The sequence below is a fragment of the Actinoplanes lutulentus genome (assembly GCF_003259845.1).
GTDB classification, from domain to species: Bacteria; Actinomycetota; Actinomycetes; order Mycobacteriales; family Micromonosporaceae; genus Actinoplanes; species Actinoplanes lutulentus.
Window position 1 is genome coordinate 359,643 of the sequence record NZ_QLMJ01000005.1, and the last position, 26,146, is coordinate 385,788.

Genomic DNA, 26,146 nt, shown 5'->3' on the forward strand with positions numbered 1-26,146 from the left:
CTCGGGCGGTCTTGGGGTAAGGAGGCGATGGTGACGGTAACTCCCGCAGACGACAGGGCCTCAACCAGTGCGGTTATGACCCGGATGCATCGTGCTGCCCTGGTCGAGGACGCGATTCACGGCATCATCGAGCGCCGGCTGCTCGGCCGGGGCTGGAAACCGTCCATCACGGCGTACACCGGTTACGGCGCTCCCGGCTGGGCCCGCGTGATGGGCCGGGTCCTGCTGGCCCGCCCCGGCACGGTCAGCAAGCGCCGGGAGAAGGTCCGTGGCTGGCGCAGCTTCACCACCACCCCGGCCAGCGGTGCCGTGGTCCGCATCGAGCTCGGCGGCACGGTGACCGAGACCCGTTCCGACCGCAGCGGTTACGTCGACTGCAAGGTCAAGGGCGACCTGGAGCCCGGCTGGGGCACCGCCCGGATGTTCACCGAGGGCGCCGCCCCGGTCGACGCGCCGATCCGGGTGATCGACCCGGCCGTGCGGTTCGGCGTCCTGTCCGACATCGACGACACGGTCATGGTCACCACCCTGCCGCGCCCGCTGCTCGCCGCGTGGAACACGTTCGTGCTGGACGAGCACGCGCGCACCGCGGTGCCAGGCATGGCGGTGCTGTACGAGCGGCTGGTCAACGGGCACGCCGGCACCCCGGTGGTCTACCTCTCCACCGGTGCGTGGAACGTGGCGCCGACCCTGACCCGGTTCCTGAGCCGGCACCTCTACCCGGCCGGCCCGATCCTGCTGACCGACTGGGGTCCCACGCCGGATCGGTGGTTCCGCAGCGGCCAGGAGCACAAGCGCAACTCGCTGCGCCGGCTCGCCGAGGAGTTCCCGCACATCCGGTGGCTGCTCATCGGCGACGACGGGCAGCACGACCAGGAGATCTACTCCGAGTTCGCGCGATCCCACCCGGAAAACGTGGCCGCCGTCGCGATCCGCCGGCTCTCGCCGACCCAGGCGGTGCTGGCCGGCGCCATCCCGGGTCCGGACACCGCCGAGATGGTGCCGTCGGGCGGCAAGACATGGTTCTCCGCCCCGGACGGCGCCGGACTCTGGTCCCTGGTCCGCGACACCGACTTGGTCTGAGCGGCCTGGTGTGAGCCGATCTGCTGTGAGCGGGCCGGGCGACTATCCTCAGTCGACGTTCTTCTCCGGGGTGGCCGGCTCGGCCGCCTCACTGACCCGCTCGTGCAACTTCTGCCGGATCTCGTCCGGGGTGTACGCCCGCCGCCGTCGCTCGGCCCGGGCGATCACCGCCCCGGTCGCCGCGACCCCGGCCAGTCCTGCAAGTCCTGCTACCTTCCACCAACGCATCAGCTGAGGATAGACACGTGGTTGCCGAACTCAGCCTCGACGAGGCGATCGAACTGACGCGTACGGGTGACATCTGGATCTTTCGCGGCCGTTCCGGGCCGGATCGTGCCATCCAGGCGCTCACCAACAGCCCGGTGAACCATGTCGGGATGTCCCTGGTGATCGAGGACATGCCGCCGCTCATGTGGCACGCCGAGCTGGGCCGCTCGCTGCCCGACATGTGGTCCGGCAACTTCCAGCGCGGTGTGCAGCTGCACGACCTGCGCGACGCGGTCACCGTCTGGGCCCGCCGGTACGGCCAGCGCGGCTGGCTGCGCCAGATGGAGCCCGGCGTCACCCGTGCCATGGAGGACAAGGCGCTCAAGACGGTGGCCCGCCTCGATGGCACGCCGTTCCCGTCCACGTCGCAGCTCGCGTTCCGCTGGGCGCGCGGCCGGGTGCCGCAGATCCGGCTGCCCTGGCAGCAGGGCGAGGTCAGCGACGCGACCCTGGAGAAGGCGTACTGCGCCGAGGTGGTCGCGGTGACGTATGAGGACATGGGCCTGCTGCCGCGCAACCGCAAGGCCAATTGGTACGACCCGGGACGTTTCTGGTCCGGCGACGAACTGGAGCTGACCGCCGGATTCACCCTGGGGGACGAGATCTCGGTCAGCGTGCCGGAGGCCTGACAGTCAGGACCGCCCATCGGGCGCACAATGCCCGCATGGGTACTCCGCTGGTGGCCCGGGTCGCCGAAGTGGTCGCTCTGGACCGGCTGCGCGCGGACGCCGCCGCCGGCACGGGCGGGATCGCTCTGCTCACCGGCGAGGCCGGGATCGGCAAGACGGCCGTCGTGGAGGAGGCCGTGGCCCGCGCGGCCGCGGCCGGCGCCACGGTGCTGACCGGCCGCGCCGATCCGGACCAGGGCGCGCCCGCGTTCTGGCCGTGGCTGCGCCTGCTCGACAGCGACGTACCGGGCCTCACCCCGAATCTGCTGAACACCGGCGACAACAACGGCACCGGCGGCAGCGGTGAGGATCCGGTGGCCGCCCGGTTCCGGGTCATGCAGGACACGCTGCGGGCGTTGCGGTCGGCCGCCTCGGTAACCGATGGCGGCCTGGTCTGTGTGCTGGAGGACCTGCACTGGGCCGATCCGGGTTCGCTCGCCCTGCTCGGCCTGGTCTGCCGTGAGGTGGGCGGCACCCGGCTGCTGGTGATCGCGACCGCTCGTACCCTCGATGTGGAATTGCCCGGCGCCGAATCACTCACCCTGACCCCGTGGGATCCGGCGACCGTCGCGACGTACCTGGCGCAGCGGGCCGGTTCGCCGGTGCACGCCTCGTGGCCGGCCGTGGTGCATCGGCTCGGTGGCGGCAATCCGCTCTACACCCGCGAGCTGACCCGGCTGCTCACCGCGACCGATCGGCTGCGCCATCCGGCCGGCGCCGTCGATCTGCCGGACGGGCTGCTGCGCCTGGTCGGCCTCCGGATCGCCGCGCTCACCCCGCCGGCTCGGGAGCTGCTCGGTCTCGCCGCGGCCCTCGGCACGGATATCGACGTGCCTACGCTGGGCCGGATCGCGGCGAAACCCGTCGAGCCGCTGCTGGCCGAGGCGATCGGCGCCGGGATCCTGGTCGAGGATCCGTGGGCGCCGGCCCGGCTGCGGTTCGCCCACGAGCTGGTCCGCGAGGCCCGCTATGCCGGACTCTCCCGGGCCGAGCGGATCGCCGCGCACACCCGGATCGCCGAGGAGTTCACCGCCGCGGGCGCCCGGGCCGGCGAGACGGCACGTCATCGGGTCCGGGCGGCCGTGGACGAGGCGTCCCGGCGTACCGCGAAGGAGGCCTGTGAAGCGGCGGCGCGTGCCACGACCCGGCAGCTGGACCACCGCGCGGCCGCGACCTGGCTGGGCCAGGCTCTCGACCTCTTCCCGGACGACCCGTGGCTGCGCCTGGCCCGGGCCGAGGCCGCCTGCCTCGACGGACGGCTCGCCGTCGCGGTCGCCGACTGCGACGCGGCCATGGCGGTGGCCGAGGCCGCGAGGCGGCCCGATCTGGGTGCGGCGGCGGCATTGACGGTACGCGGATTCGGCGGCCCGGTCGCGTCGTCACTGCTCCGGCTGTGCGAGCGGGCGCTGGCGCTTTTCGGCGTACCCTCGGGCCCGGAATTTGATCTTGATCTGGGGTTGGTTCCGGCGCGGCTCGTCGCGCAGTACGCGATTCTGCTGGTGGAGACGGGTGGGCATGCGCGTGCGGAGCCGCTGAGCAGGCAGGCGATGGCGCTCGCCGAGGCCGGCGGTGACGCCGGCGCGATGGCCGCCGCGGTGCACGCGCGGCACGAGGTGCTCGATCTCGCGACCGACGCGGAGGAGATCCTGGACCTGGCCCGGCGCAGTCTCCGGCTGGCGAACGGCGGCGGACCGGTCGACGCCGAGCTGTGGGGGCGGCTGTGGCGGCTCGACGCGCTGCTCACCATCGGTGATCTGACCGGTTACGACGCCGAGACGGCGGCGCTGGCGGCCCTCGCCGAACGGCTCGGGCGGCCGGTCGTGCGCTGGCATCTGCTGCGGGCCCGTGCCGCGCGGATGCTGCTGGCCGGTCGCCCGGACGCGGCCGGCGCTCTCGCGGACGAGGCGCTCGCGCTGGCCGGAACGTTCGACGGGCAGCCCGGCCCCGAACTGCACGCGGCGTTCCACGCCAGCCTCGGACCGTTCACCGGGCGGGTGCCGCGGTGGCCCGGCGGACTGCCCGGTGCCCTCGCCACGCTCGGCGCCGAGCCGGTCGCGGTGGCGCAGATTGCCCGGCTCGCCATGCTCGACGGCGACCGGGACACGGCCGGCGCGGCCTGCCGGATCCTGCGGGACGTGCTGCCCGGCCTGCCACCGGACAGCCGGCGCGGGTTCGTGCTGCTCAGCGCCGGTGAGGCCGCGGTCTGGCTGGACCAGGTGGATGTGGCCGCGGCCGTTTACGAGCTGACGCTGCCGATCGCCGGGCGGTACCTCAACACGATGACCGCCTGCCATGGCTCGGTGGACCGGCCGCTCGGGATGATGGCCGCGCTTCTGGGCGACCGGCAGGCCGCCGAGCGGCATTTCCGCAGCGCCATCGCGATGGAGGAGCGGATCGGCGCGGCACCGTTCGTCGCGCAGGCGCAGCTGGCCTACGCCTCGATCTGTGACGGACGTCCCGCCCAGGTGCTCGCGTCCGAGGCGCTCGCCACGGCACGCCGGCTCGGGCTGGGGCCGATCGCCGTGGCCGCCGCCGCGCTCAGCCGCGACGACCTGACCGGCCGGGAACGCGAGATCGCCCAGCTGGCCGCCGAAGGTATGGCGAACCGGGAGATCGCCGCGCGGCTGCACATCTCCGAACGGACCGTGGAGACACACGTCCGCAACGCGCTCGCCAAGCTCGGCGCGACCAACCGGACACAGCTGGCGGCCCGGTTGCGTGCCGGGAATCAGTACCAGCACTGAGTACTGGCGCGGCCCGCGGCGGCACGCTGAACAGCATGAACACACTCATCGACATCAGCGCCGGAACGTACCGCATCGACCCGGCACGGTCCGTCTGCCGGCTCGTCGCCACCCACGCGTTCGGCCTTCATCCGGTCACCGGGACCATGGCGGTGAGCGGCGGGACCGTCACGGTCGCCGAGGATCCGGAGCGCTCGATCGCCTCGGCCGAACTCGACGCGGCCAGTTTCACCACCGACGATCCGCGCCGCGACCGGGACATCCGGGGGCGCAGATTCCTGAACACGGCTGATCATCCGGAGATCGGGTTCCGCAGCACCCGGTGCCGGCGGGTGGCGGACGGCTGGCAGCTGATCGGGGTGCTCGCGGTCCGCGGCGGGACCTGCGAGGTGGTCCTCGATCTGTCGCCGGCGGAGGCGGCCGGTGACGGGTTCCGGCTGGTGGCCCGGTGCGCGGTGGACCGGGTGGCGGCCGGGGTGGGCGCGGGCCGGCCCGTCATCGGCCGGACCGTTCGCGTCGAACTCGACATCCACGCCGTCCCGGTCCGAGCCCGAACCGGCCACGCCATGGCCGGCTGACTCAGGCCCGGCTTGTTCTCACGGTCGTTCCGGGGTGGCAGAAACGACAGTGAGCACCAGCCGGGCTCGGCTGGTGCTCACTGTCGTTCAGGATGCTGGAACCTCGGGTCAGCGGCCCGAACGGCGGCCGCTGCTCCGGGAGGAGAAAGCGGCTGCGCCTCCGGACGAGGCGGGGCGCTGCTGAGGCGTACCCGAGCGGGTTGCCGAACCACGCGCCTGGCCGGAGCCGCGCGATGAGCTCGCGCTGCGCGCCTGGCCGGCGTTCTGGCTCTTGCCCGCGCCGTCCTTGGCCGGTGCCTGCTTCGGGGAGCGCGACTCGCCCTGCGTGGCCGAGGCCGGACGGCGGCCGCGACCACCGCGACGACGCCGGGAAGCACCCGCGCCCGCCTCGGAGTCGCCGGCCGGCTCGGAGGAACCCCGGGCCGGAGCGGACGCCGCGGCAGCGACGGCGAGAGCCGACGAGATGGCGGCGGGGGAGACGAAGATCCGCTCGCCCGGTGCCAGTTTCGCCAGGATCGTGTCGCCGGGCCGGGTGCGGTGCGTGGCCGGGCGGATGCCGGCCTTGCGGGTCAGGTCGCGCACGTCCGCCTGCTGGTCGTCGGTCATCAGGGTGATGACCGTGCCGCGGGCGCCGGCCCGGGCGGTCCGGCCGGAACGGTGCAGGTACGCCTTGTGCTCCACCGGCGGGTCCGCGTGGATGACCAGGGCCACGTCGTCGACGTGGATGCCCCGGGCCGCGATGTCGGTGGCCACCAGCGTGCCGGCCGTGCCGTCGGAGAACGCCGACAGGTTGCGGTTACGCGCGTTCTGCGCCAGGTTGCCGTGCAGCTCGACCGCCGGCACACCGGCCGCGTTCAGCTGACGGGTCAGGATCTTCGCCCGGCGCTTGGTCCGGGTGAACACCACCGATCGGCCGGGCGCGGCGAGCAGCTCGACGAGAACGTCGAACCGGTCGTCGTGCTGGACGTGCAGCACGTGGTGGTCCATCTCGACCGGCGCCTGCGCGGCCGAGTCGACGTGGTGCGTGATCGGGTTGCGCATGAAGCGCTGCACCAGGACGTCCACGCCGTTGTCCAGAGTGGCGGAGAAGAGCAGCCGCTGGCCGCCCGCCGGGGTCTGCGACATCAGCCGCCGGACCACCGGGAGGAAGCCCAGGTCGGCCATGTGGTCCGCCTCGTCGAGGACGGTGATCTCCACATCGTCCAGAGCGGCGTGACCGTTGCGGATGTGGTCGTCGAGCCGGCCGGGGCAGGCGACGAGCACGTCGACGCCGGCTTTCAGCGCCTTGATCTGCGGGTTGGCGCCGACTCCGCCGAACACCACGAGGGTGCGCAGCCCGGCCGCGTCGGCGAGCGGCTTGAGGGTGGCCTCGATCTGCGTCGCCAGCTCCCGGGTGGGAGCGAGGATCAGCGCGCGCGGACGGCCGGCCCGCGGCTTGCGGGCTGACGTGGCCAGACGGGCCACCAGAGGGATCACGAATGCGTAGGTCTTGCCGGAACCGGTGCGCCCGCGGCCCAGCACGTCCTTGCCCGCGAGGGTGTCCGGAAGCGTGGCGGTCTGGATCGGGAACGGAGAGGTGATGCCGAGACCGGTGAGTGCCGTGGCGAGAGCGGCGGGCACGCCGAGCTCGGTGAAGGTGGTCATTAAGTTACGAACTCCAAAGGGTCGTCGAGGTCGTCCCGCCCGGCGCTGGCCACTGGTGGCCGCGGCGCGTGGTGGTCGATCCGAGGGCGGCCCTGGTGAAAGAGTGCTGGCCGCTCCCGATCATTGTACTCGGGTACGGTCCGCAACCTATTCGCACCTGATAGCGAACCTCACCGCACTCAACAGGCCGGATCTTTCTTCTCAGCGCCGGGATCCCCGCCCGGCAGGCGATCGAGGAGACCCCCTGATGACCGGTGAGGCACCTGCCGCGGAGAGGCGTGGCGAAGACATCGTGCGGGCGAACATGCCGCTCGTCGGGCATCTGGTCCGGGAGATGCTGGCCCGGGTCCCCGCCCACGTGAACCGCGACGACCTGCTCTCAGCAGGGTACGCGGCTCTGGTGGCGGCCGCTCGTGGTTTCGACCGCGAGCGTGGCGTTCCGTTCCCCCGGTTCGCCGCGACCCGGATCCGCGGAGCTCTCCTGGACGAGCTGCGCGGGCTGGACTGGGCCAGTCGTTCGGTGCGGCAGCGCGCTCGGCGTACCGATTCGGCCCGCGAGGAGCTGATCGGTGAGCTGGGTCGCACACCGACCGTCCTGGAGGTGGCGGAACGGCTCGGCTGCACGGTCGAGGACATCGAGGCGGCCGAGGACGACGTGCACCGCGCGACCGTTTTCAGCCTCCAGGGCTTCGCGACCGCGACCGCTGACGACATCGTCACCGAGCCGGGCGCCGGGCCCGAGGAGATGCTGCTGCGCCGGGAACGGCTCGGATACCTCCGCAACGCCGTCGACGTGCTGCCGGAGCGGCTGCGCGCGGTGGTCCAGGGCTACTTCTTCGAGGAGCGGCCGATGGCGGAGATCGCCGAGGAGCTCGGGGTGAGCGAGTCACGAGTGTCACAGTTGCGGGCCGAGGCGCTGGTGCTGATGCGGGACGGGCTCAACACGCTCCTGGAGCCGTCGCTCGCCGCGCAGAACCCGCCGAAGGAGGGCTGCGTGGCCCGCCGGCGGACCGCTTACTACGAGAAGATCGCGACCCGGGGAACGCTGCGAACCCGGCTCGCCCTGACCAGCCCGGAAGGGTTGCCGGTGCCGGTGCCGGTCGCCGCATAGACGGATCAGGTTGGACGGCGCCCGCCGCGGTTCGCGGCGGGCGCCGGCTCTGTTCCGCGCGTCACGCGTTGGCGCAGGTGCCTGCCTTCTTCTGCACCGCGATCGCCTTCACCGCGCCGAGCTTGTAGAGAGCGAGACCCTCCTTGGCCGGCTCCAGCTTCCAGGCGTCCTTTTCGTAGGCCATCGTGTAGGACTGCGCCGCGACCAGCTGCTTCGCGATCACGATGGCCTTGTCGGCGCCCTCCATCCGGGCGCTGGTCAGCTGGATCGCGAGGCCCTTGCGGGAGCAGGCCTCGTTCAGCTTGATGTAGTCGGCCTTGCTGATCGCCTGCTTGCCGGCGGCCGTGTACAGCTCCCAGGCGCCGGCGAAGTCCCCGCCGCTGAACCGGTCGAAGACCGTCTGCGCGGCGGCCTTCGCGCCGTCGACAGTCTTCGGCTCGGGGCCACCACCGGCCGCCGCTGCGGCGTTGCCGGCCGGGGCCTCGTCGGAGTCGGAGGAGCAGGCGGAGGTGACGCCCAGGACAGCGATCGCGGCGAGGGCCACGGCGGGAAGGCGACGGGTCAGGGTGGTGTAGTTCATGCCCCGGTTAATGGGCGCCGGGCGCCGCGCGTAACGCTCCGGCGTGTCGATGACGGATTGCGGACACTCGAACCGCAGGCCGTAACTTCACCGGGATCGGCTAGTCTGGTCGTTTGCCGAATGCTTTGGCGGAAACACAAAATGGCAACCATTGAAATGGTTGCCAGCGCCGGAATGATAGCACGAAAAGGGGCGACTTTGTCAAGCTCGGACGCCGAGATCGATTCTGAACAGGCGTACTTGACCACGCTCTACGGGCGACTGGATCAGTTGCGTGAGCAGGCCGACCGCCGTTTGCGCGGGATCCTGCTGGAGGCCGGCGGCACCCCGCAAGGGCGAGCACAACGCGAGGCCACCCGCAGCCATTACGCCGAACAGCTCGCACAGTTCAATTCGGTCGAGAACGGTCTTCTCTTCGGCCGGCTCGACTTCTCCGCGGACACCCCTCGATACATCGGCCGGCTCGGTCTCTTCGCCGAGGACCGTGATCAGGATCCGCTGCTGGTCGACTGGCGTGCCCCCGCCGCCCGGCCGTTCTACCTCGCCACCGCCGTGCACCCGGACGGCGTCACCCGGCGCCGCCACCTGCGGACGCGTGGCCGGCTGCTCACCGGCATCGACGACGAGGTGCTCGACATCGAGGCCGGCGACGGCACCGGCCGGGAGGACGTGACCGGTGAGGCGGCGCTGCTCTCGGCGCTCACGGCGAACCGCACCGGCCGGATGCGCGACATCGTCGAGACCATCCAGGCGGAACAGGACGAGGTGATCCGTTCCGGACTGCCCGGCGTCCTGGTCGTGCAGGGCGGGCCCGGCACCGGCAAGACGGCCGTGGCACTGCACCGGGCGGCTTACCTGCTCTACACGTACCGGGAGCAGCTGACCCGGTCCGGCGTGCTGATCCTCGGCCCGAACACCACGTTCCTGCGGTACATCTCCCAGGTCCTGCCGTCGCTCGCCGAGACCGGTGTGCTGCTGGCCACGCTCGGCGACATGTTCCCCGGTGTGCGCGCCCGCGCCGTCGAGAAACCGGCCGCCGCCGCGCTCAAGGGCACCCTGCACATGCTCGACGTGCTGGAGAACGCGGTCGCCGACCGGCAGACGGTTCCGGACGAGTTCGTCGAGGTCGACCACGACGGTTACCCGGTACGCGTCGAACGCGCGTCGCTGGAGGAGGCCCGCGCCGCGGCCCGCCGCTCCGGCCGCCCGCACAACGTGGCCCGGCAGATCTTCGTGACCGAGGCGATCCACGCCCTCTCGCTGCAGATCGCCGACCGGATCGGCGCCGACCCGCTCGGCGGCGACAACCTGCTCTCCGAGGCCGACCTCGCCGAGACCCGCCGCGAGCTGCGCGAGGACGTCGACGTGCAGCAGGCGCTCTTCGAGTTCTGGCCGGTGCTCACCCCGCGCCAGGTGCTGCGCGACCTGCTGTCCGACGACGAGCGCCTGGAATCGGCCGGGTGCACCCCTGCCGAGCGCGCGCTGCTGCTGCGTTCGCGAGAGGCCGGCTGGGCGCCGGCCGACATCCCGCTGCTCGACGAGCTCGCCGAACTGCTCGGCATCGACGACACCCTCAAGGTGCGTGAGCAGCAGCGCCAGCGCAACGCCGCGATCGAGTACGCCGAGGGCGTGCTGGAGATCGTCGAAGGCTCCCGGTCACTCGACTTCGAGGACGAGGGCGCCGAGAAGGACGAGATCCTCTCCGCCCTGGACGTCGTCGACGCGAGCGCCTTCGTCGAACGCCACGAGGTGATCGACACGCGTACCGCCGCCGAGCGCGCCGCCGCGGACCGGACCTGGGTGTTCGGCCACGTGATCGTCGACGAGGCGCAGGAGCTGTCGCCGATGGCCTGGCGTCTGCTGATGCGCCGCTGCCCGAGCCGGTCGATGACGGTGGTCGGCGACGTGGCACAGACTTCCGAGCTGGCCGGCACCACCGGCTGGGAGCAGGTCTTCGAGCCCTACGTGGCGCAGCGCTGGCGCCTCGTCGAGCTCACCGTGAACTACCGCACGCCCGCCGAGGTGATGGCGGTGGCCGCGGACGTGCTCGCGGCGGTCGACCCGGCCTTGCGGCCGCCTCGCTCAGTGCGCTCCGCCGGCGTCACACCATGGGCACGCCGGGTGCCTCCGGTCACCCTTTCCGAAGAACTGATCGCAGACGTACGCAAGGAAGCGGCCTCGATCGAGGAAGGACGCCTCGGCGTGCTGGTGCCGGAGGGGCTGGAGGAGTCTCTCGGGGCGGCCCTGGTGGCTTCCGTACCCGGCGCGGCCGTGGGGGAGCAGCCCGACCTGCTCAACCACGTGGTCCTGATGACCGTGCGCCAGGCGAAGGGCCTGGAGTTCGACTCGGTGCTGGTCGTCGAGCCGGGCCAGATCATCGCGGAGAGCCCCCGCGGACTGTCCGACCTTTACGTGGCGGTCACCCGGGCAACCCGGCGCCTCGGCATCCTCTACACCGGCGAGCTCCCCGAGGTCCTCGGCACACTCGCCTGAGTTCGTGCGTACCCAAGAAGGCTCGGCGTCTCTGGGACGCCGAGCCTTTTCGGTGAGGGTGAGGGTGAGGGTGAGGGTGGGTTACGCGGCGGTGGTTGCGAGGGTGCGGGTGTGGCCCTGGGCGTTGGTCATCGCGAGGCGGCTGCGCATGGACGTGTTGGTCGCGATGTTGTTGTAGTAGGTGGCGCGGCGGCGGGCCACGATGCTCTCCGGGTTGTCCGGGACCGGCGCCATGTCCGGGTTGAGGTGGGTGTTCAGGCCGTCCTTGAGCAGGGACAGCGCCTCGGCGCGGAGCTGGCTGACGCGGCTCTCGGTGACGCCCAGGTCGGCGGCGATGTCGGCCATCGGGCGCTCACGCAGGAAGTACTCGGTGACGACGGTCTGCAGGCGCTCCGGCAGCGAGTCGATCGCGTGGTGCAGGTAACCGATCTGCTCGCGGCGCAGCAGCATCTCCTCCGGGCCCGGGGCGCGCTCGGTGACCATGTCGTCGGCGCTGCTCGTGGTGAAGCCCTGGAGGGAGAGAACGGTGGCGCGCTGCACGTCGGTGTCGGTGCGCTGCAGGTCGTCGGTGGTGGTGCCGAGCGCCTGCGCCAGCTCCTCCGGCGTGGGGGTACGGCCCAGCGTGGTGATGAGCTGCTGGCGGGTCGTGTCGGTGGTGCGGGCCTTCGAGCGCACCGAGCGGGTCGCCCAGTCCAGCGAGCGCAGCTCGTCGAGGAGTGCGCCGCGGATGCGGGTTCCGGCGAAGCGGTTGAACGGGACGCCGCGCTCCGGATCGAAGCCGCGCGCCGCGGTGACCAGGGCGTGCAGACCGGCGCTGGTCAGGTCGTCGCGGTGGATGTGGTTGGGGATCCGGCTCAGCATGTCCCGCACCAGGTGACCGACGAGCGGCATGTTGGTACGGATCAACTCCTCCTGCTCCTTGGCGGAAAGCACCGAGCTGGTGGTGGCGGCAAGGTCTGCAGCGATCGCTACGTCGTTCATGTCGTCTCCCCCGTTGTTGTCGGCGCCTTGCGGCACCGGCTGACATGGAGAAGATTCGCGAACGCAGGGTGCATGGCCGGGTCACTCACGGTTGCGTACCGGTTGTACCCGGCAGGCCTTCCGCGGCGTTGTCCAGCTATCGGCGGCGGGGAGGGCGGCTTGAGGGTTCTACTCTGTGCCGCATGGATCTGAGCGACACCGGTTCGACAGTCAATATCCTCGCCGGCCTGCTCATCGCGATCGGGGCGATCGGCGTCATGCTGCCGGTCATCCCCGGACTGCTGCTCAGCTGGTCAGGAGTGCTGCTCTGGGCGCTGCTCGGCAGCGGGAGCGGTGGCGTCCGGTGGACCGTGCTGGGCGTCGCCACGCTGATCGCCGGCGCCGGCCTGGTGATCAAGTTCCTGTGGCCGGGGAAGAAGCTGCGCAACACGGTGCCGAACTCGGCGCTGCTGGCCGGCGGTGTGCTCGGGTTGATCGGGTTCTTCGTGGTGCCGGTGGTCGGGCTGGTGCTCGGGTTCGTGCTCGGCATCTGGCTGGTCGAGGTGAACCGGCTCGGCTCGGAGCGCGCGTGGCCGTCGACCCGGTCGGCGATCGCCGCGGTGGGGTTGTCGCTGCTGGTGGAGTTCGCGGCGGCGCTGGGGATCGCGGTCGTCTGGGTGGTCGGCCTGATCCTGAGCTAGAGACGGGACAGGCGGCGTCTGCGGCGCTGGATGGCCAGGAGCAGCAGGGGCGCCACGGCGAGCATCACCGCGACGGAGAGTGCGGCGACCACCGACAGGGCGCGCGGCGCCTCGTCGGGGGACGTCGCCGCCGGCCGTTCGCCGGCGGCCTCGCCCTTGGGCGCCGACTCGGGCTCCGGCTCGCCCGCCTGGGCTGAGGCGACCTCTTCCGGCGTCACCAGGTTGCCGACCGAGGTGCCCTGCGGCAGCGAGAAGCCCCAGTCCAGCAGCGCGGCGCCCTGCTCCCAGCCGCGCTGCGGCCGGGCCTCGGCGCCGAGCAGCGTGGCCACCAGGCGGCGCCCGCCCCGCTCGGCCCCGCCGACGTAACTGTGCCGGGCGAGCGTGGTGAAGCCGGTCTTGCCGCCGAGCGCGCCGTCGTAGTTGTAGATCAGCTTGTTCTCGTTCTGGAACTGGAAGCCGCTCGCCTTCGGCTTCTTCTGCGCCGGCATCTTCGCCACCTTGGTGAGCGCGTACTTGCGGAAGTCAGCGTTGGCGAAACACACCCGCGCGATCAGAGCGAGGTCGTACGCACTGGTGAACTGCCCCTTGCCGTCCAGCCCCGAGGGCGTCACGGCGTGCGTCTGGTACGCGCCCAGCGAGGCCGCGAGCGCGTTCATGTCGCCGACGGTCTTGGCGACGCCGTCCTTGCCGCCGCCACCGGCCATCCGGGCGAGGGCGTTCGCCGCGTCGTTGCCGGAGTTGAGGAGCAGACCCAGCCAGAGCGTGGAGATCGGGTACTTGCCGCCGACGACCAGGCCCACCGCGGAGCTGCCCGGCTCGATGTCCAGATCGCTGCGCACGATGGTGACCTGCTGTTTCGGATCGAGACCGGCGATCGCGGTGGCGGCCAGCAGCATCTTCTGCACGCTGGCCGGCGTCTGGTGCACGTGCGGGCCGCAGGCGCCGAGGATCTCGCCGGTGTCCAGGTCGGCGACCATCCAGGTGGTCGCGGTCAGGGCCGGCGGGCTCTTCACGCCCTGGGGGACGACCAGGCCGTGGGTGGCGAGGTCGTCGCCGCCGACCACCATCTGTTCGGCGTTCTCCGCCGGCGGGACAGGCCGGGGCGGAGCGCTCGGCTTGGCGACCTTGGGCTTGGGGCAGGGGATCTCAGCTTTGCCAGCTGCTTGCACCGGAGCCGGGATCAGCAGGAGCAGGGTGGCACTGAGGGCCGCAAGGATCTTCACGGCCAACGAACTCCCGCCTCCAGGCGCCGGTCGAGCAGTTGCTTCAACGGGATCGGCTCACCGTCGCCGCCGCCCGCGCCGACGATCAGGCGGGGCCGGCTCGGTGAGAGGTCGGCGCCGGTGAACCGGGCGCGCAGTGACGACGGCACGGTGAGGATGTAGTACTCCCCGTCCTCGCCGACGGCGACCGAACGGTCCGACTTCAGGTACCACCCTTTGACCCGCGTCCGATAGGTGGAGCGGCCGGACAGGGCACGGGCACTCAGCGGGGACGGCGTGAGGCCGTGCTCCCGCGCCTGCCCCACGAAACCATCGAGCAACGCCGAGGCCTGCCGTGCCTCCGCCGCGCGGTCTGCCTCCAGGGCTGCCGCGCGACCGGCCACGGCCTGCTCGCGCTGTTCCCGCCAGGCGGCGTCCTCGTCCCGCATGGGGCAGACCCTAACGCGACAGCCGGGGCGTCGGTCAACCCGGGTTTTCTCGCCGATTCGGCGCTATTACCGGGTCGCTATTCGGTAAAGAAGCGAAGAAAGAATTGCCGGATCGCGGTAGGGAGTTGCGCCATGTGCCAGTCCCGAGCGAGACTGGGCGCGGTTGATTAATAATCTCTCGGGAGTCGTTATGGCGCGGCAGGTAATCACCACCCTGATCGACGATCTGGACGGCAAGAAGGCGGATCGGACGGTCGAGTTCAGTCTCGACGGCGTCAGCTACACGATCGACCTTTCCGAGGCCAATGCCGGAAAGCTGCGTAAGGTGCTGGACCCGTACATCTCCGCGGGCACCCGGCTGGGCCGGACCACGAGTGGCCGAATCGGTTCGCGGGCGCTGGCACCGGCCCGCACTGCCGGTTCGCGCGACGAGAACCGCTTGATCCGCGAGTGGGCGATCGCGAACGGGCACAAAATCTCCGAACGGGGCCGCATTCCCCAGGAGGTAAGCAACGCGTACCGGGCGGCCAACGGCCGCTGATTCACCTCGTGATGCTGTGCCGGTGCCGCGCCACCGGCACAGCCTCCGTGAGAAATCCCACTGGGCGCGTCCGAAATGGACGTGAAGTGCCCGGATAAATCAGCTGCGGCGGATCCGCGGGAGCTCGGCCGCAACGGCCTCGAGCACCTTCTCGTCGCCCGCGTACCAACTGGACTCGCGGGGCCAATGCGTGATCACGTCGGTAAATCCGAGCTCGCGTGCCCGACCGGTCGCGTCGGTGAAGGCTTCCACGCTGCTCAATGAGTAAACAGGCGACGAGTCCAGGTTGAGATAACGGTCCACCGCGTCCAGCGGGCGGCCGGCGGCAGCAAGCGTCGCGTCGAACTTCTCCCGGGTCTCGGCGACCGAGGCCCACCACTGCTCTGCGGTGTCGCACGCCTGCGGGCCGGTGGTGACCCAGCCGTCGCCGTACTTGGCGGCCAGGCGCAGCGCTCGCGGCCCGTTGGCGGCCACCACGAACGGCGGCCGGGGCTGCTGGACCGGGCCGGGGGTGCTGCGGGCGTCGACGGCGTCGTAATAACTGCCCGACCAGGTCGTCGACGGGTTGCGCAGGATCGTGTCGAACAGCTCCAGGAACTCGGCGAACCGGTCGACCCGCTCGCGCGGGGTCAGCTCCGGACGGCCGAGGACCGCCGAGTCGAAACCGATGCCACCGGCGCCGAGGCCGAGGATCAGCCGGCCGCCGGAGATGTCGTCGATCGCCGTCGACTCCCGGGCGAAGTGCACCGGGTGCCGGAAGTTCGGTGAGGCGACGTACGTACCGAGGCGGATCCGCTCGGTCACGGCGGCCGCGGCGGTCAGCGTCGGGACCGCGTCGAACCACGGCCCGTCGACGAGGTCACGCCAGCCGAGGTGGTCGTACGTCCAGGCGTGGTCGAAGCCGTACTCCTCGGCGAGACGCCAGCGTCCGCGGGATTCGGACCAGCGCTGGTCAGGAAGGATCACGATGCCGATTCGCACGTGCCCAGCCTAGGCCGTACGGAGGTTGCCGTCCGACTCGGCCTGGGGAGCGGCCGCCGCCTCGAACGCCTGCAGTGACCGCAGCAGGTCCTGCCGGGCGGCAGCCGGCATCCGGTCGAGCACCTCACCGAGCGCGGCGCGCCGCCGCTCCTGGAGGTCGGTGAGCAGCCGGCGGGCCGCCGGGGTGAGCAGCAGCCGCACCTCCCGGCGATCCCGGGGGTCGGCGACCCGGCGCAGCAGCCCGGTCGCCTCAAGGCGGTCACAGAGGCGGCTGGCCGAGGACGGGACGACGTCCAGCGCCTCGGCCAGTCTGCTCATGTTGGTGTGCCGGTTGCCGGCCACGATCGTGAGCACCCGCAGCTGGGCGGGTGGCACGGTGGGGTTCAGGGCCAGCCGGGCGCGTTCGAGCACAGCCGTCAAGGCTTCGACCGACGCCTCTACGGCGTCGGCTAGCTCAGTGGCGCGTTCCATGCCGATCCCCGTTGTCGAAGTCGCGGACCCGTAAGTCTGCACCTCTACCCGGTGGTGTGCCGATCGAACCGGGGTCAGCGCCGCCAGTCGAGACAGACCGTCACAGCGTCGTCCTCCGGATCAATTCCGGCGTGGTAGTCGTGCAAACCTCTCATCACGGTACCCACCGCTTCGGTCGCCGGCTGCAACCGTGTCCGGCGAATCGCGTTGAGCAGCGCGGATTCACCGAACGGGGAACGCCCACCGGGTACGGCGGCGTGCACACCGTCACTCACCACGAGCATCCGGTCGCCCGGTTCGAGGCGGAACCGCTGGATCTCGTAATGCGCCTCCGCGAACATCCCGAACGGCAGTTGCTGTTCCAGGGCGACCGGCTCGACCTCACCCTGCCGGGCGATCATGCAGCGCGGTGATCCGGCGTCGACGGCGGCCACCTGCCCGCTCACCAGGTCGATTTCGAGCAGCAGGGTGGCGACGTGCTCGGCACCGCCGCGCAGCGCGTGCACCGCGTCGGAGGCCAGTTCGGCCTGCTCGACGACGTCGGCGCCGCAGCGGCGGGCGTTACGCATGGCGTTGACCGCGACGGTGGTCAGCAGCGCGGCCTCCATGCCGTCGCCGGAACCGTTCAGCACCGTGATGGTGAGGCGGTCGCCGTCCAGCGCCCAGTCGAAGTGGTCGCCGTGGACGTCGTACGCGGGCTGAAGCTGCCCGGCCACCAGGAACCTCTCGTCACCGAGGGATCGTCCGGGCAGCAGCTCCCACTGCAGCTCGGCGGCCATGGTGAGCCGGGCCTGGCGTTGCGCGCGGCGGTACCGGTCGGTGCTGGTGTCGGCGGCCCGCAGCGCGATGGCCAGCTCGTCGGCGATGGCGGCCAGCTGCTCGGCGAGCTCCGGCTCGGGCCGGGCCGGCAGGTCCAGGCGCAGCACGCCGAGCCGCTCACCCCAGCTGTTCAGCGGCAGATGCATCCGTGTGGCGCCGCCGGCCGAGAGCTCGACGGCGACCTGCTGACTGCCGAGGCAGCGCATGGCGGCCGGGTCGGAGGCGTCCGAGCCGATCAACGGGCACAGGCGGGTCAGGGTCAGGTCAGCGAGGAACACCTCGCTGGCCTCGGCGGCGAAGTGCCGGCGCAGATGTTCGGCGGTGACCTCGGGCAGGCGATCAGGCGGCGCAGCACGAAGCAGTACGCCAAGGGGAACTGGTTGGTCGGACACCGCAGACACTCCTCTCCAGGGATCGGTATTTGTTATACGGCAAGCAAATTTGGCGCCGGACGGGCCCACTGGCCCATCCGACGCGCGGGAGTTACCTCAGGCGAAGGACTTCTCGAAGTGGATGAGACTTCCGGTCCGCGCGCTCGACTGCATCCGCACGTTCTCACCGAGCGCCCGGATCAGGAAAAGGCCGCGTCCGCGCTCGCTGTCGGAGCTCGGGGACGTGTCGCTCGCCTCGGTCAGGTCGAACCCCGCGCCGTCGTCGACAACGTCGATCGAGCAGCGGTCCTGTGCGACGTCGAGGTGAACCTCGAAGTTGTTCGCACCGGTGGCGTGATGGACCACGTTCGCGCACGCCTCGGTTAGGGCGATCTCCAGATCGGCACCGGCTTGACGATCCACTCGCAGGATCGTCAACGCGCAGCGCAGCAGCCGGCGCACGGCGGGGACGCTGTCCACCTCGCGTGGCAGATTGAGCCGGACCGACATACGCATGGACATTCTGTTCCCGCTCCGCCCGCCGGCTAACCGCCGGCCCTGAACAAGCTCCCCGATTCGTGTTATCCATGGTCCTCGCACCCGTCTCCCTATGCGGTGGATGCGTGTATGCCCAGGAAAGGCGGAACCATGGCTCGACAACCCGACATCGCGACGGTGCTGGCCGCCCGTGCGGGGGATCCGGCCGCTGTCGACCGTCTGGTCGCCGGTTATCTGCCGCTGGTCTACACCATCGTGGGCCGGGCTCTGGAGGGTCACGCCGACGTCGACGACGTCGTGCAGGAAGTCATGATCCGGGTCCTGCGCAACCTCGGTGAGCTGCGCGAACCCGAGGCGTTCCGCTCATGGCTGGTGGCGATCACGGTGCGCCAGGTGCGGGAGAGGTTCCGCGGCCGGCACAGCACCGCCGACGAGGTCCTCGACCCCGACCTGCGCGATCCGGGCGCCGACTTCACCGATCTGGCGATCACCCGGCTCGAGCTCTCCGGCCAGCGCCGGGAGACCGCCGAGGCGACCCGCTGGCTCGACGAGGAATACCGCGAGCTGCTCTCCCTCTGGTGGCTGGAGGCCTCCGGCGAGCTCACCCGCGACGAGATCGTCGACGCGACCGGGGTCGGCCGCCAGCACGCCGCAGTCCGCATCCAGCGGATGAAAGGCCAGCTGGAGACGGCCCGCGCGGTGGTCCGGGCGCTGCACCGCACACCCCGCTGCCCCGAGCTGATCTCTCTGCTGGCCGGTTGGGACGGCCGTCCGGGCGCGCTCTGGCGCAAACGCATCGCCCGGCACACCCGCGAATGCCGCCTCTGCGGCGCCGCCTGGCACGACCTCATCGCCGCCGAGCGGCTTCTGGCGGGCATGGCCTTGGTGCCATTGCCGCCGGCTTATTTCACCAACCTTTCTGGTACGGCTACCAGCGCCACAACCGCATCAAAAGCCGTACCCGTAAAGCTCGCGGCGAAAGCGGGCGGATCAGTCGTGCAGAAGGTGCTCGTCGGCACCCTCGCGGCCGGTGCCGTTGCCGGAGCCGGTGGGCTCGTGGTGGCGTACCAATCGCCTTCTTCTCCCGCCGCATCACCGGCCGCCCTGGTCGTTCCGGCGGTCGCTTCTTCGTCACCGGTGCCCGCCATTTCGGCCTCACCGTCGCCATCCGTCTCGCGGTCGCCCTCGGCATCGGTGTCAGCGTCGCCGTCGGCATCCCGGAAACCGACTGCGGTGCCCGCTGCCACCAGTGCGAAAAAGGGTGTCGGCGTCTGGAAGTTCACCGGCGCGAAAGCGGCGCTCAAAGACGTCGGCGCGGGCTGGTACTACGACTGGGCGCCGAACGACAACGAGGTGCCCGGCCCGGCCGGCGTGGAATTCGTGCCGATGATCTGGGGCGCCGCGAACGTCACCGACGCCACCCTGAAACAGGCGAAATCCGAGGGCGACGTGCTGCTCGGATTCAATGAGCCGGACCTGGCCGAGCAGTCCAACATGAGCGTCGAAGCGGCGCTGGACGCCTGGCCGAAACTGGAGGCGACCGGGATGACTCTGGTCAGCCCGGCGGTCGCGTTCGGCGGCGACACCGCCGGCGGCTGGCTGGACCGATTCATGTCCGGCGCTGCGGCGAAGGGCCTGCGGGTCGACGCGATCGCCCTGCATTGGTACGGCTCCGACTTCAGCAAAGCCTCGGTCAACCAATTCCTCGGGTACGTCGACGCGGTGCACAAGCGGTACGACAAGCCGATCTGGATCACCGAGTTCGGCCTGATCAATTTCGGCGCCACTCCGCGCTATCCCAGCGACGCGCAGAAGGTCGCGTTCATCAAGGGCGCGACGGCCGGCCTGGAGAAACGATCGTTCGTCCAGCGGTACGCCTGGTTCGGCCTGCCCGCCGTCGACGACAGCGTGGACTTCGGGCTCTACAAAGATGGGAAGACCCCCACCGAGGCAGGTAAGGCGTACCGCGCAGCGGGTTAGTCTTCGTTCATGATTCGGTTCGGATATAAGGCGTCGGCTGAGCAGTTCGCACCGGCTGAGCTGCTCAAATACGGGATTCTCGCGGAAGAGCTGGGCTTCGACTCGGTTTTCGTCAGCGATCACCTTCAGCCGTGGCGGCACGACGGCGGCCACGCGCCGGCGGCACTGCCGTGGCTGGGTGCGCTCGCTGCGCGTACCGAAAAGGTGTTGATCGGAACCAGCGTGCTGACGCCAACGTTCCGTTACCACCCGGCTGTGGTCGCGCAGGCCTTCGCCACGCTGGGCTGCCTGGCGCCGGGCCGCGCCATCCTCGGCGTCGGATCCGGCGAGTCGCTCAACGAGGTGCCGCTCGGCGCCCAGTGGCCGGACGGCAAGGAGCGGTTCGCCCGGCTCAAGGAGGCCGTGCTGCTGATCCAGAAGCTGTGGGCCGAGGACCGGGTGACGTACGAGGGGCAGTTCTACAAGACGGAGAACGCCACCATCTACGACAAGCCTTCGACGCCCGTCCCGATCTACATCGGCGCCTCGGGCCCGGCCGCGACCCGGCTCGCCGGTCGCATCGCCGACGGCTTCATCACGACCAGCGGCAAGGGACACGGCCTCTACACCGACACGCTGCTGCCGGCCGTGGCCGAGGGCGCGGAGAAAGCCGGTCGCAAGGCCGACGACCTGGACCTGCTGATCGAGGTGAAGGTGTCGTTCGACGACGACATCGACCGGGCCCGCAACGACACGCATTACTGGGGCGCGCTCGCCCTGTCGCCGGAGGAGAAGACCGGCGTCGAGGACCCGGTCGAGATGCAGCGGCTCGCCGACGCGCTGCCGGTCGAGCGGACCGCCACCCGGTGGATCGTCTCGTCCGACCCGGAGGAGCACGCCGCCAAGGTCACCGAATATCTGGACATGGGCTTCAAGCACCTGGTGTTCCACGCGCCGGGCCCGGACCAGGAGCGTTTCCTCCGGCTGTACTCCACCGAGATCCTGCCCCGCCTGCGCAACCGCTGACGGTCGCTCTCCCACGGACAGCCTCGCTGGCGGGAGCCCGCGAGCCGGCTCGCGCCCCACCTCCACCCGGGATCGCGGCAGGGTTGCGGTCAGACGGAGCGCAGGTGGCCGTTGCGGCGGGTGGCCGAGCCGGTTCCCTCGCCGTTGATCACGCGGAGGTTGGGGCGGCCGGCTCCGGTCTCGCGGACGTTCTGGTCGATGCGGTTGTCGCGCCACTGGCGGCGGGCGAGGTTCTCCGGGGCGTCCAGCCGGGGCTTGCCCCAGCCGCGACCCGCGAACGGGAGATCGGCACGACGGCGGTCCTGATTTCCGGTGGCCCGGGCGCGGTCGCTGTTGCGACGCTCGCCGCCGGTGCGGCGGTCGACGGAACCGGGTGCGCCGGGGAGCAGTCCGCTGCTGTTGGTGTGATCGGCGGCGGTGGAGGCGGAGCGCTGGTTCGGTGCGGGCCAGGTCACGCCGTTCGCCGAGACCGGGCGGGTGCTCGCACGGGGCTTGTTGATCAGCGGGTGGGTCGAGGCCGGATTCACCGCGGCCGGCTTGCGGGTCGCCGCGCTTTGTTTGCCGGCTGCCGCGGACGGCTTGCCGGTCAGGACGACGATGCTGGCGGGGGTGGCTGCCCGGGCGGTGCGGCGGCGCTCGAAGTGCTCGGCGATCAGCGCTCGCACCGCGGTGAACGGCGAACTGCCGGATGCCTGCGGATGGACCGTGATGGGTACCTCGGCGCCGTGCAGGCCGGACGAGGCGGTGCGGACGGCCAGCAGGGGCTCGATCTCGGCGCCGTCGCCGCGTACCGGATCCAGGCCGGCGACCCGGGGGAGGCCGAGCTGGCCGGCGCTGTCCCGCCAGAAGGCGCGGAACCCGTGGCCCGGGTCGGTGGGCCGGCAGTCGAAGAGCACCCGCAGGAACCAGAGCACGACCATGTCGAAGACACCGGGCCGGCCGGTCAGGTACCGCGAGCCGTGCACCACGTCGGCGCCGTCGCGCAGCGCGTCCAGCAGCCGGGGCATCTCGGCCGGGTCACAGGAGCCGTCGCCGGGCAGCGCGACCACCACGTCGCCGGTGCTGGCGTCGACCCCACAGGCCAGAGCGTTGCCGGCGCCGGTACGCGTCTGCCGGATCACCCGAGCCCCTCGGGGCAGCGCCCGGGTGGTGTCGTCGTTGCGGCCGACCACGACGATCACTTCGTCGACCGGTGGCAGCGCGCCCAGCAGCACGGGCAGCTTGGCAACGTCGCCGGCAGCGATCACTACGCTCACGGAGGGTGATATTGATCGGGCGAAGTGACTCGGCTGAACTGGCATGGTGCGGCGGCTCCCGGCTCGGCTGCGGTGCAGAGCCGAAGCTACCCGCCTGCAACCCCGTAGCAACCGGGCCTAACGGTTGATAGTGATCATCACATTGGGCCGAAAGCGTCGAACCCGCCAAACCGGTTACCGAGCGTACACATGGGGTAAGGTCTTCGATGTGAAACTCGGTCTGCACATCTCCAATTTCACGTGGCCGGACGGCGCGCAGCGCCTCGGCCCGACCCTCGCCGAGGTGGCCTCGGCCGCCGACCAGGCCGGTTTCGAGCGAATCAGCGTGATGGATCACGTCTGGCAGATCGGTGTCCACGGGCCGCCCGAGCAGGAGATGCTCGAGGCCTATACCGCGCTCGGATTCCTGGCCGCGCACACCCGCACCGCGAAACTGCTCACCCTGGTCACCGGTGTCGTCTACCGCGAGCCGGGGCTGCTGGCGAAATGTGTCACCACCCTCGACGTGCTCTCCGGCGGCCGGGCCATGCTCGGCATCGGCGCCGCGTGGAACGCGGAGGAGTCGGCCGGCCTGGGCCTGCCGTTCCCGCCGACGGCCGAGAGGTTCGAGCGCCTCGAGGAGGCGCTGCGGATCTGCCGGCAGATGTTCGACGGCGACGAGACCGCGTTCCAGGGCAAGCGCTACCGGCTCGACCGGCTGCTCAACTCGCCACTGCCGCTGCACCGCCCGCCGATCCTGATCGGTGGCGCCGGTGAGAAGAAGACGTTGCTGCTTGTCGCGAAGTACGCGGACGCCTGCAACCTGTTCCCCGGCCCGGAGCTGCAGCACAAGCTGGACGTGCTGAAACGGCACTGCGACACGGTCGGCCGGGACTACGACGAGATCGAGAAAACGGTGATCTACCGCTTCCCGGACTCGCCGGCCGAGATCCTGGAAGCTGCCCGTGGCTTCCAGTCGATGGGCTTCACCGTGATGCACGGCGGGGTGCGCGACGCCTGGGACACCAAGAAGTTCGAGCTCTACCGCGACGAGATCGTGCCCGCTCTGGAGGCGCTGTGAGCAAGGTCAAGGCGGTCGTCTTCGACCTCGACGGCGTGATCATCGATACCGAGGAGGTCTGGGAGGAGGTCCGGCGGGCGTACGTCGCCGAGTTCGGGCGCGAGTTCCTGCCGGACAGCCAGGACCGGATGATGGGGATGAGCACCGGCGAGTGGTCGGCGCACCTGGCCGACGAGGTCGGCGTCCCGCGGACCGCCGAGCAGGTGGCGGCCGACGTGCTGGGCCGGATGGCGGAGCGCTACAAGGAGGCGCTGCCGCTGATTCCCGGTGCCGTCGACGTGGTGCGCTCATTGACGGACTATCGCCTCGCCCTCGCCAGCTCCTCCGCGCGGATCCTGATCGACCAGGTGCTGGCGACGGCCGGGATCACCGACGCGTTCGAGGTGACCCTCTCCACCGAGGAGGTGCCGCGCGGCAAGCCGGCGCCGGACGTCTACCTCGCCGCGGTCCAGAAACTCGGTCTCACCCCGGACGACTGCGCCGCGATCGAGGACTCCAGCAACGGCCTGCGGTCGGCCGCGGCCGCCGGGCTCGCGGTGATCGCGGTGCCGCACGGGGTGTACCCACCGGCCGCCGACGCGCTCGCGCAGGCCCGCCTCGTGGTGTCCGGTATATCCGAGATCACACCTGAGGCGATCGCCACCCTGTGAGTCTCGTGTGAAAAAAGTTCGTTAAGGGCATAGCACGGGCCGACCAATGGAGGTGGGCCCGTGCGAACACTGGCTGCGGAGGGTCTTCGGCTAGATGTCGGCATCGTCGATTACCTGATTCTCACTCTGTATTTCGTCACGGTGCTGGGGATCGGCTTCGCCGCCCGCCGTGCGATCAAGAGCAGTGCCGACTTCTTCCTGTCCGGGCGGTCGATGCCTGCCTGGGTGACGGGTCTGGCCTTCGTATCGGCCAACCTGGGTGCCCTGGAAATCATCGGCATGGCCGCCAACGGCGCTGAGTACGGCCTGATGACCCTGCACTACTACTGGGTCGGCGCGGTGCCGGCCATGGTGTTCCTCGGCATCGTGATGATGCCGTTCTACTACGGCTCCAAGGTGCACAGCGTCCCCGAGTTCCTGCGGCGGCGCTTCAACCGGCCCACCCACCTGTTCAACGCGCTGAGCTTCGCCCTCGCCCAGGTCCTGATCGCCGGCGTCAACCTGTACGCCCTCGCTCTGATCCTGCAGGCACTGCTGGGCTGGCCGCTCTGGTTGTCAATCGTGATCGGCGCGGCGATCGTGCTGATCTACATCACCCTCGGTGGTCTCTCCTCGGCGATCTACAACGAGGTGCTCCAGTTCTTCGTCATCCTGGCCGGCCTGATCCCGATCACGGTGATCGGCCTGGTCAAGGTCGGTGGCATCGACGGCCTGTTCGAGAAGGTGCGGCAGACACCGCTCGGTGAGGCCGGGCTGCACACGTTCGCGAACACCGGCAGCACCGACAATCCGCTCGGCGCGAGCTGGATCGGCATCATCTTCGGCCTCGGTTTCGTGCTCTCCTTCGGGTACTGGACCACGAACTTCGCCGAGGTGCAGCGGGCCCTGAGCGCCAAGGACATGAGCGCGGCCCGGCGTACGCCGATCATCGGCGCCTTCCCGAAGCTGCTGATCCCCGCGGTGACCGTCATCCCCGGTCTGATCGCCCTGGTGACCATCCAGGGACTCGGCGCTGACAAGGGCGACCTGGTCTACAACAACGCCATCCCGCTGCTCATGCGTGACCTGCTGCCGAACGGTGTGCTCGGCGTGGCGGTGACCGGTCTGATCGCCTCGTTCATGGCCGGCATGGCGGCGAACGTGAGCGGTTTCAACACCGTCTTCACGTACGACCTGTGGCGGCCGTATGTCCGCAAAGACCGCGACGACGCGTACTACATCCGGATCGGCCGGCTCGCCACCATCGGCGGCATCGTGGTCGGCATCGGCACGGCGTTCATCGCGGCCGGCTTCTCCAACATCATGAATTACATCCAGGCTCTGTTCAGCCTGTTCAACGCGCCGCTCTTCGCCACGTTCATCGTCGGCATGTTCTGGAAGAAGATGACGCCCTGGGCCGGCTTCTGGTCGCTGTTGCTCGGCTTCCTGGCGTCGCTGACGCTGTACATCGGCCACCTCACCGAGGTCATCCCGTTCAACTCCGACCTGTCGGAGAGCTTCTGGGGCGCCGGCGCCGCGTTCGTCACGGCGGTCGTGGTCGCGGTCGTGGTCACCCTGTTCACCAAGGGCACCAGCAAGTCCGACGACGAGCTGCGCGGCCTGGTCTACGGACTGAGCGGCGATTCCACCTCCGGCGAGACGATCATCGCCGGGGAGAAGGTCTGGTGGCGCAACCCGGTCCTGCTCGGCGCGATCGCCGTGGCGCTCGCCATCCTTCTGTACATCCCGGTCTGGTGAGGAGCTGAACCATGTCCGACAAGAATCGCTTGTTCGACGTACGCCTGGTGATCGGCGGCCTGTTCGTGATCTACGGCCTGATCGTCACCGCGATCGGGATCTTCGACACCCAAGCCGAGATCGACAAGGCGCAGGGAGTCCGGATCAACCTCTGGATGGGCCTCGCCATGCTGGCCCTGGGGGTCTTCATGCTGGTCTGGCTGAAGCTGAATCCCATCAAGAACGAGCCCGCGGAGCCTCTGGAAGGGGCCGACCGGGAGGTTTAATGGCCAGCTCGGTGTGCCCGGGTTGCGGTCG

Annotated in this window: 25 protein-coding genes; 14 read left to right on the plus strand and 11 right to left on the minus strand. The window is 70.4% G+C overall.

The features are described 5' to 3' along the window. The first annotated feature begins 27 nt into the window (after window positions 1-27). Entirely contained in the window at window positions 28-1,083 is a 1,056-nt protein-coding gene (locus B0I29_RS14405; protein WP_111649447.1) for an App1 family protein phosphatidate phosphatase, read from the plus strand. 48 nt (window positions 1,084-1,131) lie between these two features. Here B0I29_RS14405 and B0I29_RS14410 read toward each other — a convergent pair whose 3' ends face one another. Further along, window positions 1,132-1,311: a hypothetical protein gene (locus B0I29_RS14410; RefSeq protein WP_111649448.1), complete on the minus strand. Its 180-nt coding sequence runs from the start codon at window positions 1,309-1,311 to the stop codon at window positions 1,132-1,134. 17 nt (window positions 1,312-1,328) lie between these two features. On the opposite strand from B0I29_RS14410, the gene B0I29_RS14415 reads away from it, so the two are divergent. Genes B0I29_RS14415 through B0I29_RS14425 form a run of 3 tightly spaced genes read left to right on the plus strand, consistent with a single transcriptional unit; the run spans window position 1,329 to window position 5,340 of the window. Further along, the gene (locus tag B0I29_RS14415) at window positions 1,329-1,979 is read left to right on the plus strand and encodes a hypothetical protein (RefSeq protein ID WP_111649449.1); all 651 of its coding nucleotides are present in this window, start codon (window positions 1,329-1,331) and stop codon (window positions 1,977-1,979) included. Window positions 1,980-2,014: 35 nt separating this feature from the next. Continuing rightward, window positions 2,015-4,762 carry an ATP-binding protein gene (locus B0I29_RS14420; protein WP_111649450.1) on the plus strand — a complete coding sequence of 916 codons (2,748 nt, stop codon included), beginning with the start codon at window positions 2,015-2,017 and terminating at the stop codon, window positions 4,760-4,762. A 35-nt stretch (window positions 4,763-4,797) separates the two neighbouring features. Continuing rightward, window positions 4,798-5,340, plus strand: coding sequence for a YceI family protein (locus B0I29_RS14425; protein WP_111649451.1), 543 nt, complete (start codon window positions 4,798-4,800; stop codon window positions 5,338-5,340). Window positions 5,341-5,448: 108 nt separating this feature from the next. Here the strand turns inward: B0I29_RS14425 and B0I29_RS14430 are convergent, their stop codons facing one another. Next, window positions 5,449-6,984: a DEAD/DEAH box helicase gene (locus B0I29_RS14430; protein WP_111649452.1), complete on the minus strand. Its 1,536-nt coding sequence runs from the start codon at window positions 6,982-6,984 to the stop codon at window positions 5,449-5,451. A 247-nt stretch (window positions 6,985-7,231) separates the two neighbouring features. Here B0I29_RS14430 and B0I29_RS14435 point away from each other — a divergent pair, with 247 nt between their 5' ends. Continuing rightward, window positions 7,232-8,095 carry a sigma-70 family RNA polymerase sigma factor gene (locus B0I29_RS14435; RefSeq protein WP_111649453.1) on the plus strand — a complete coding sequence of 288 codons (864 nt, stop codon included), beginning with the start codon at window positions 7,232-7,234 and terminating at the stop codon, window positions 8,093-8,095. A gap of 61 nt (window positions 8,096-8,156) precedes the next feature. Here B0I29_RS14435 and B0I29_RS14440 read toward each other — a convergent pair whose 3' ends face one another. After that, a complete protein-coding gene (locus tag B0I29_RS14440; protein WP_111649454.1) occupies window positions 8,157-8,675 on the minus strand; it encodes a hypothetical protein in 519 nt (172 codons plus the stop codon). A 174-nt stretch (window positions 8,676-8,849) separates the two neighbouring features. Between B0I29_RS14440 and B0I29_RS14445 the strand changes: the two genes are divergently transcribed. After that, on the plus strand, window positions 8,850-11,168 hold the full coding sequence (locus B0I29_RS14445) for a HelD family protein (RefSeq protein WP_375790595.1): 2,319 nt from the start codon (window positions 8,850-8,852) through the stop codon (window positions 11,166-11,168). Window positions 11,169-11,249: 81 nt separating this feature from the next. Here B0I29_RS14445 and B0I29_RS14450 read toward each other — a convergent pair whose 3' ends face one another. Beyond that, window positions 11,250-12,149: a sigma-70 family RNA polymerase sigma factor gene (locus B0I29_RS14450; RefSeq protein ID WP_111649456.1), complete on the minus strand. Its 900-nt coding sequence runs from the start codon at window positions 12,147-12,149 to the stop codon at window positions 11,250-11,252. Between the two features lie 182 nt (window positions 12,150-12,331). Here B0I29_RS14450 and B0I29_RS14455 point away from each other — a divergent pair, with 182 nt between their 5' ends. Beyond that, entirely contained in the window at window positions 12,332-12,829 is a 498-nt protein-coding gene (locus tag B0I29_RS14455) for a DUF456 domain-containing protein (RefSeq protein WP_111649457.1), read from the plus strand. On the opposite strand, the gene B0I29_RS14460 is transcribed toward B0I29_RS14455, so the two are convergent. Continuing rightward, complete coding sequence (locus tag B0I29_RS14460) at window positions 12,826-14,058, minus strand: D-alanyl-D-alanine carboxypeptidase family protein (RefSeq protein ID WP_111649458.1); 1,233 nt, start codon at window positions 14,056-14,058, stop codon at window positions 12,826-12,828. The two genes, B0I29_RS14455 and B0I29_RS14460, sit on opposite strands and share 4 nt — an antisense overlap. Further along, window positions 14,049-14,480: a hypothetical protein gene (locus B0I29_RS14465; RefSeq protein WP_111649459.1), complete on the minus strand. Its 432-nt coding sequence runs from the start codon at window positions 14,478-14,480 to the stop codon at window positions 14,049-14,051. Before B0I29_RS14465 ends, B0I29_RS14460 begins: the two co-directional genes overlap by 10 nt. A 190-nt stretch (window positions 14,481-14,670) precedes the next feature. Here B0I29_RS14465 and B0I29_RS14470 point away from each other — a divergent pair, with 190 nt between their 5' ends. Beyond that, complete coding sequence (locus B0I29_RS14470; protein WP_111649460.1) at window positions 14,671-15,021, plus strand: histone-like nucleoid-structuring protein Lsr2; 351 nt, start codon at window positions 14,671-14,673, stop codon at window positions 15,019-15,021. Window positions 15,022-15,120: 99 nt separating this feature from the next. Here B0I29_RS14470 and B0I29_RS14475 read toward each other — a convergent pair whose 3' ends face one another. From B0I29_RS14475 to B0I29_RS14490, 4 genes are all read right to left on the minus strand, one after another. Continuing rightward, entirely contained in the window at window positions 15,121-16,002 is an 882-nt protein-coding gene (locus B0I29_RS14475) for an LLM class flavin-dependent oxidoreductase (protein ID WP_111649461.1), read from the minus strand. Window positions 16,003-16,011: 9 nt separating this feature from the next. Further along, a complete protein-coding gene (locus B0I29_RS14480; RefSeq protein ID WP_111649462.1) occupies window positions 16,012-16,473 on the minus strand; it encodes a MarR family winged helix-turn-helix transcriptional regulator in 462 nt (153 codons plus the stop codon). 74 nt (window positions 16,474-16,547) lie between these two features. Beyond that, on the minus strand, window positions 16,548-17,684 hold the full coding sequence (locus B0I29_RS14485) for a PP2C family protein-serine/threonine phosphatase (RefSeq protein WP_111649463.1): 1,137 nt from the start codon (window positions 17,682-17,684) through the stop codon (window positions 16,548-16,550). A gap of 96 nt (window positions 17,685-17,780) precedes the next feature. After that, window positions 17,781-18,179: an ATP-binding protein gene (locus tag B0I29_RS14490; RefSeq protein WP_111649464.1), complete on the minus strand. Its 399-nt coding sequence runs from the start codon at window positions 18,177-18,179 to the stop codon at window positions 17,781-17,783. Between the two features lie 132 nt (window positions 18,180-18,311). Here B0I29_RS14490 and B0I29_RS14495 point away from each other — a divergent pair, with 132 nt between their 5' ends. After that, entirely contained in the window at window positions 18,312-20,141 is a 1,830-nt protein-coding gene (locus B0I29_RS14495) for a sigma-70 family RNA polymerase sigma factor (RefSeq protein ID WP_111649465.1), read from the plus strand. A gap of 9 nt (window positions 20,142-20,150) precedes the next feature. Beyond that, window positions 20,151-21,146 carry a glucose-6-phosphate dehydrogenase (coenzyme-F420) gene (fgd, locus tag B0I29_RS14500; RefSeq protein WP_111649466.1) on the plus strand — a complete coding sequence of 332 codons (996 nt, stop codon included), beginning with the start codon at window positions 20,151-20,153 and terminating at the stop codon, window positions 21,144-21,146. 89 nt (window positions 21,147-21,235) lie between these two features. Here fgd and B0I29_RS14505 read toward each other — a convergent pair whose 3' ends face one another. Continuing rightward, window positions 21,236-22,402: a glycosyltransferase gene (locus B0I29_RS14505; protein WP_181557806.1), complete on the minus strand. Its 1,167-nt coding sequence runs from the start codon at window positions 22,400-22,402 to the stop codon at window positions 21,236-21,238. Window positions 22,403-22,610: 208 nt separating this feature from the next. Between B0I29_RS14505 and B0I29_RS14510 the strand changes: the two genes are divergently transcribed. From B0I29_RS14510 to B0I29_RS14525, 4 genes are read left to right on the plus strand one after another with little or no spacing between them, the layout of a single operon-like run. Continuing rightward, window positions 22,611-23,462, plus strand: a complete 852-nt coding sequence (locus B0I29_RS14510; protein ID WP_111649468.1) for an LLM class F420-dependent oxidoreductase — start codon at window positions 22,611-22,613, stop codon at window positions 23,460-23,462. Next, window positions 23,459-24,112 carry an HAD family hydrolase gene (locus B0I29_RS14515; RefSeq protein WP_111649469.1) on the plus strand — a complete coding sequence of 218 codons (654 nt, stop codon included), beginning with the start codon at window positions 23,459-23,461 and terminating at the stop codon, window positions 24,110-24,112. Before B0I29_RS14510 ends, B0I29_RS14515 begins: the two co-directional genes overlap by 4 nt. Before the next feature lie 60 nt (window positions 24,113-24,172). Continuing rightward, window positions 24,173-25,849: a sodium:solute symporter family protein gene (locus tag B0I29_RS14520; protein WP_181557807.1), complete on the plus strand. Its 1,677-nt coding sequence runs from the start codon at window positions 24,173-24,175 to the stop codon at window positions 25,847-25,849. An 11-nt stretch (window positions 25,850-25,860) separates the two neighbouring features. Next, the gene (locus B0I29_RS14525) at window positions 25,861-26,115 is read left to right on the plus strand and encodes a hypothetical protein (protein WP_111649470.1); all 255 of its coding nucleotides are present in this window, start codon (window positions 25,861-25,863) and stop codon (window positions 26,113-26,115) included. Window positions 26,116-26,146 lie beyond the last annotated feature (31 nt).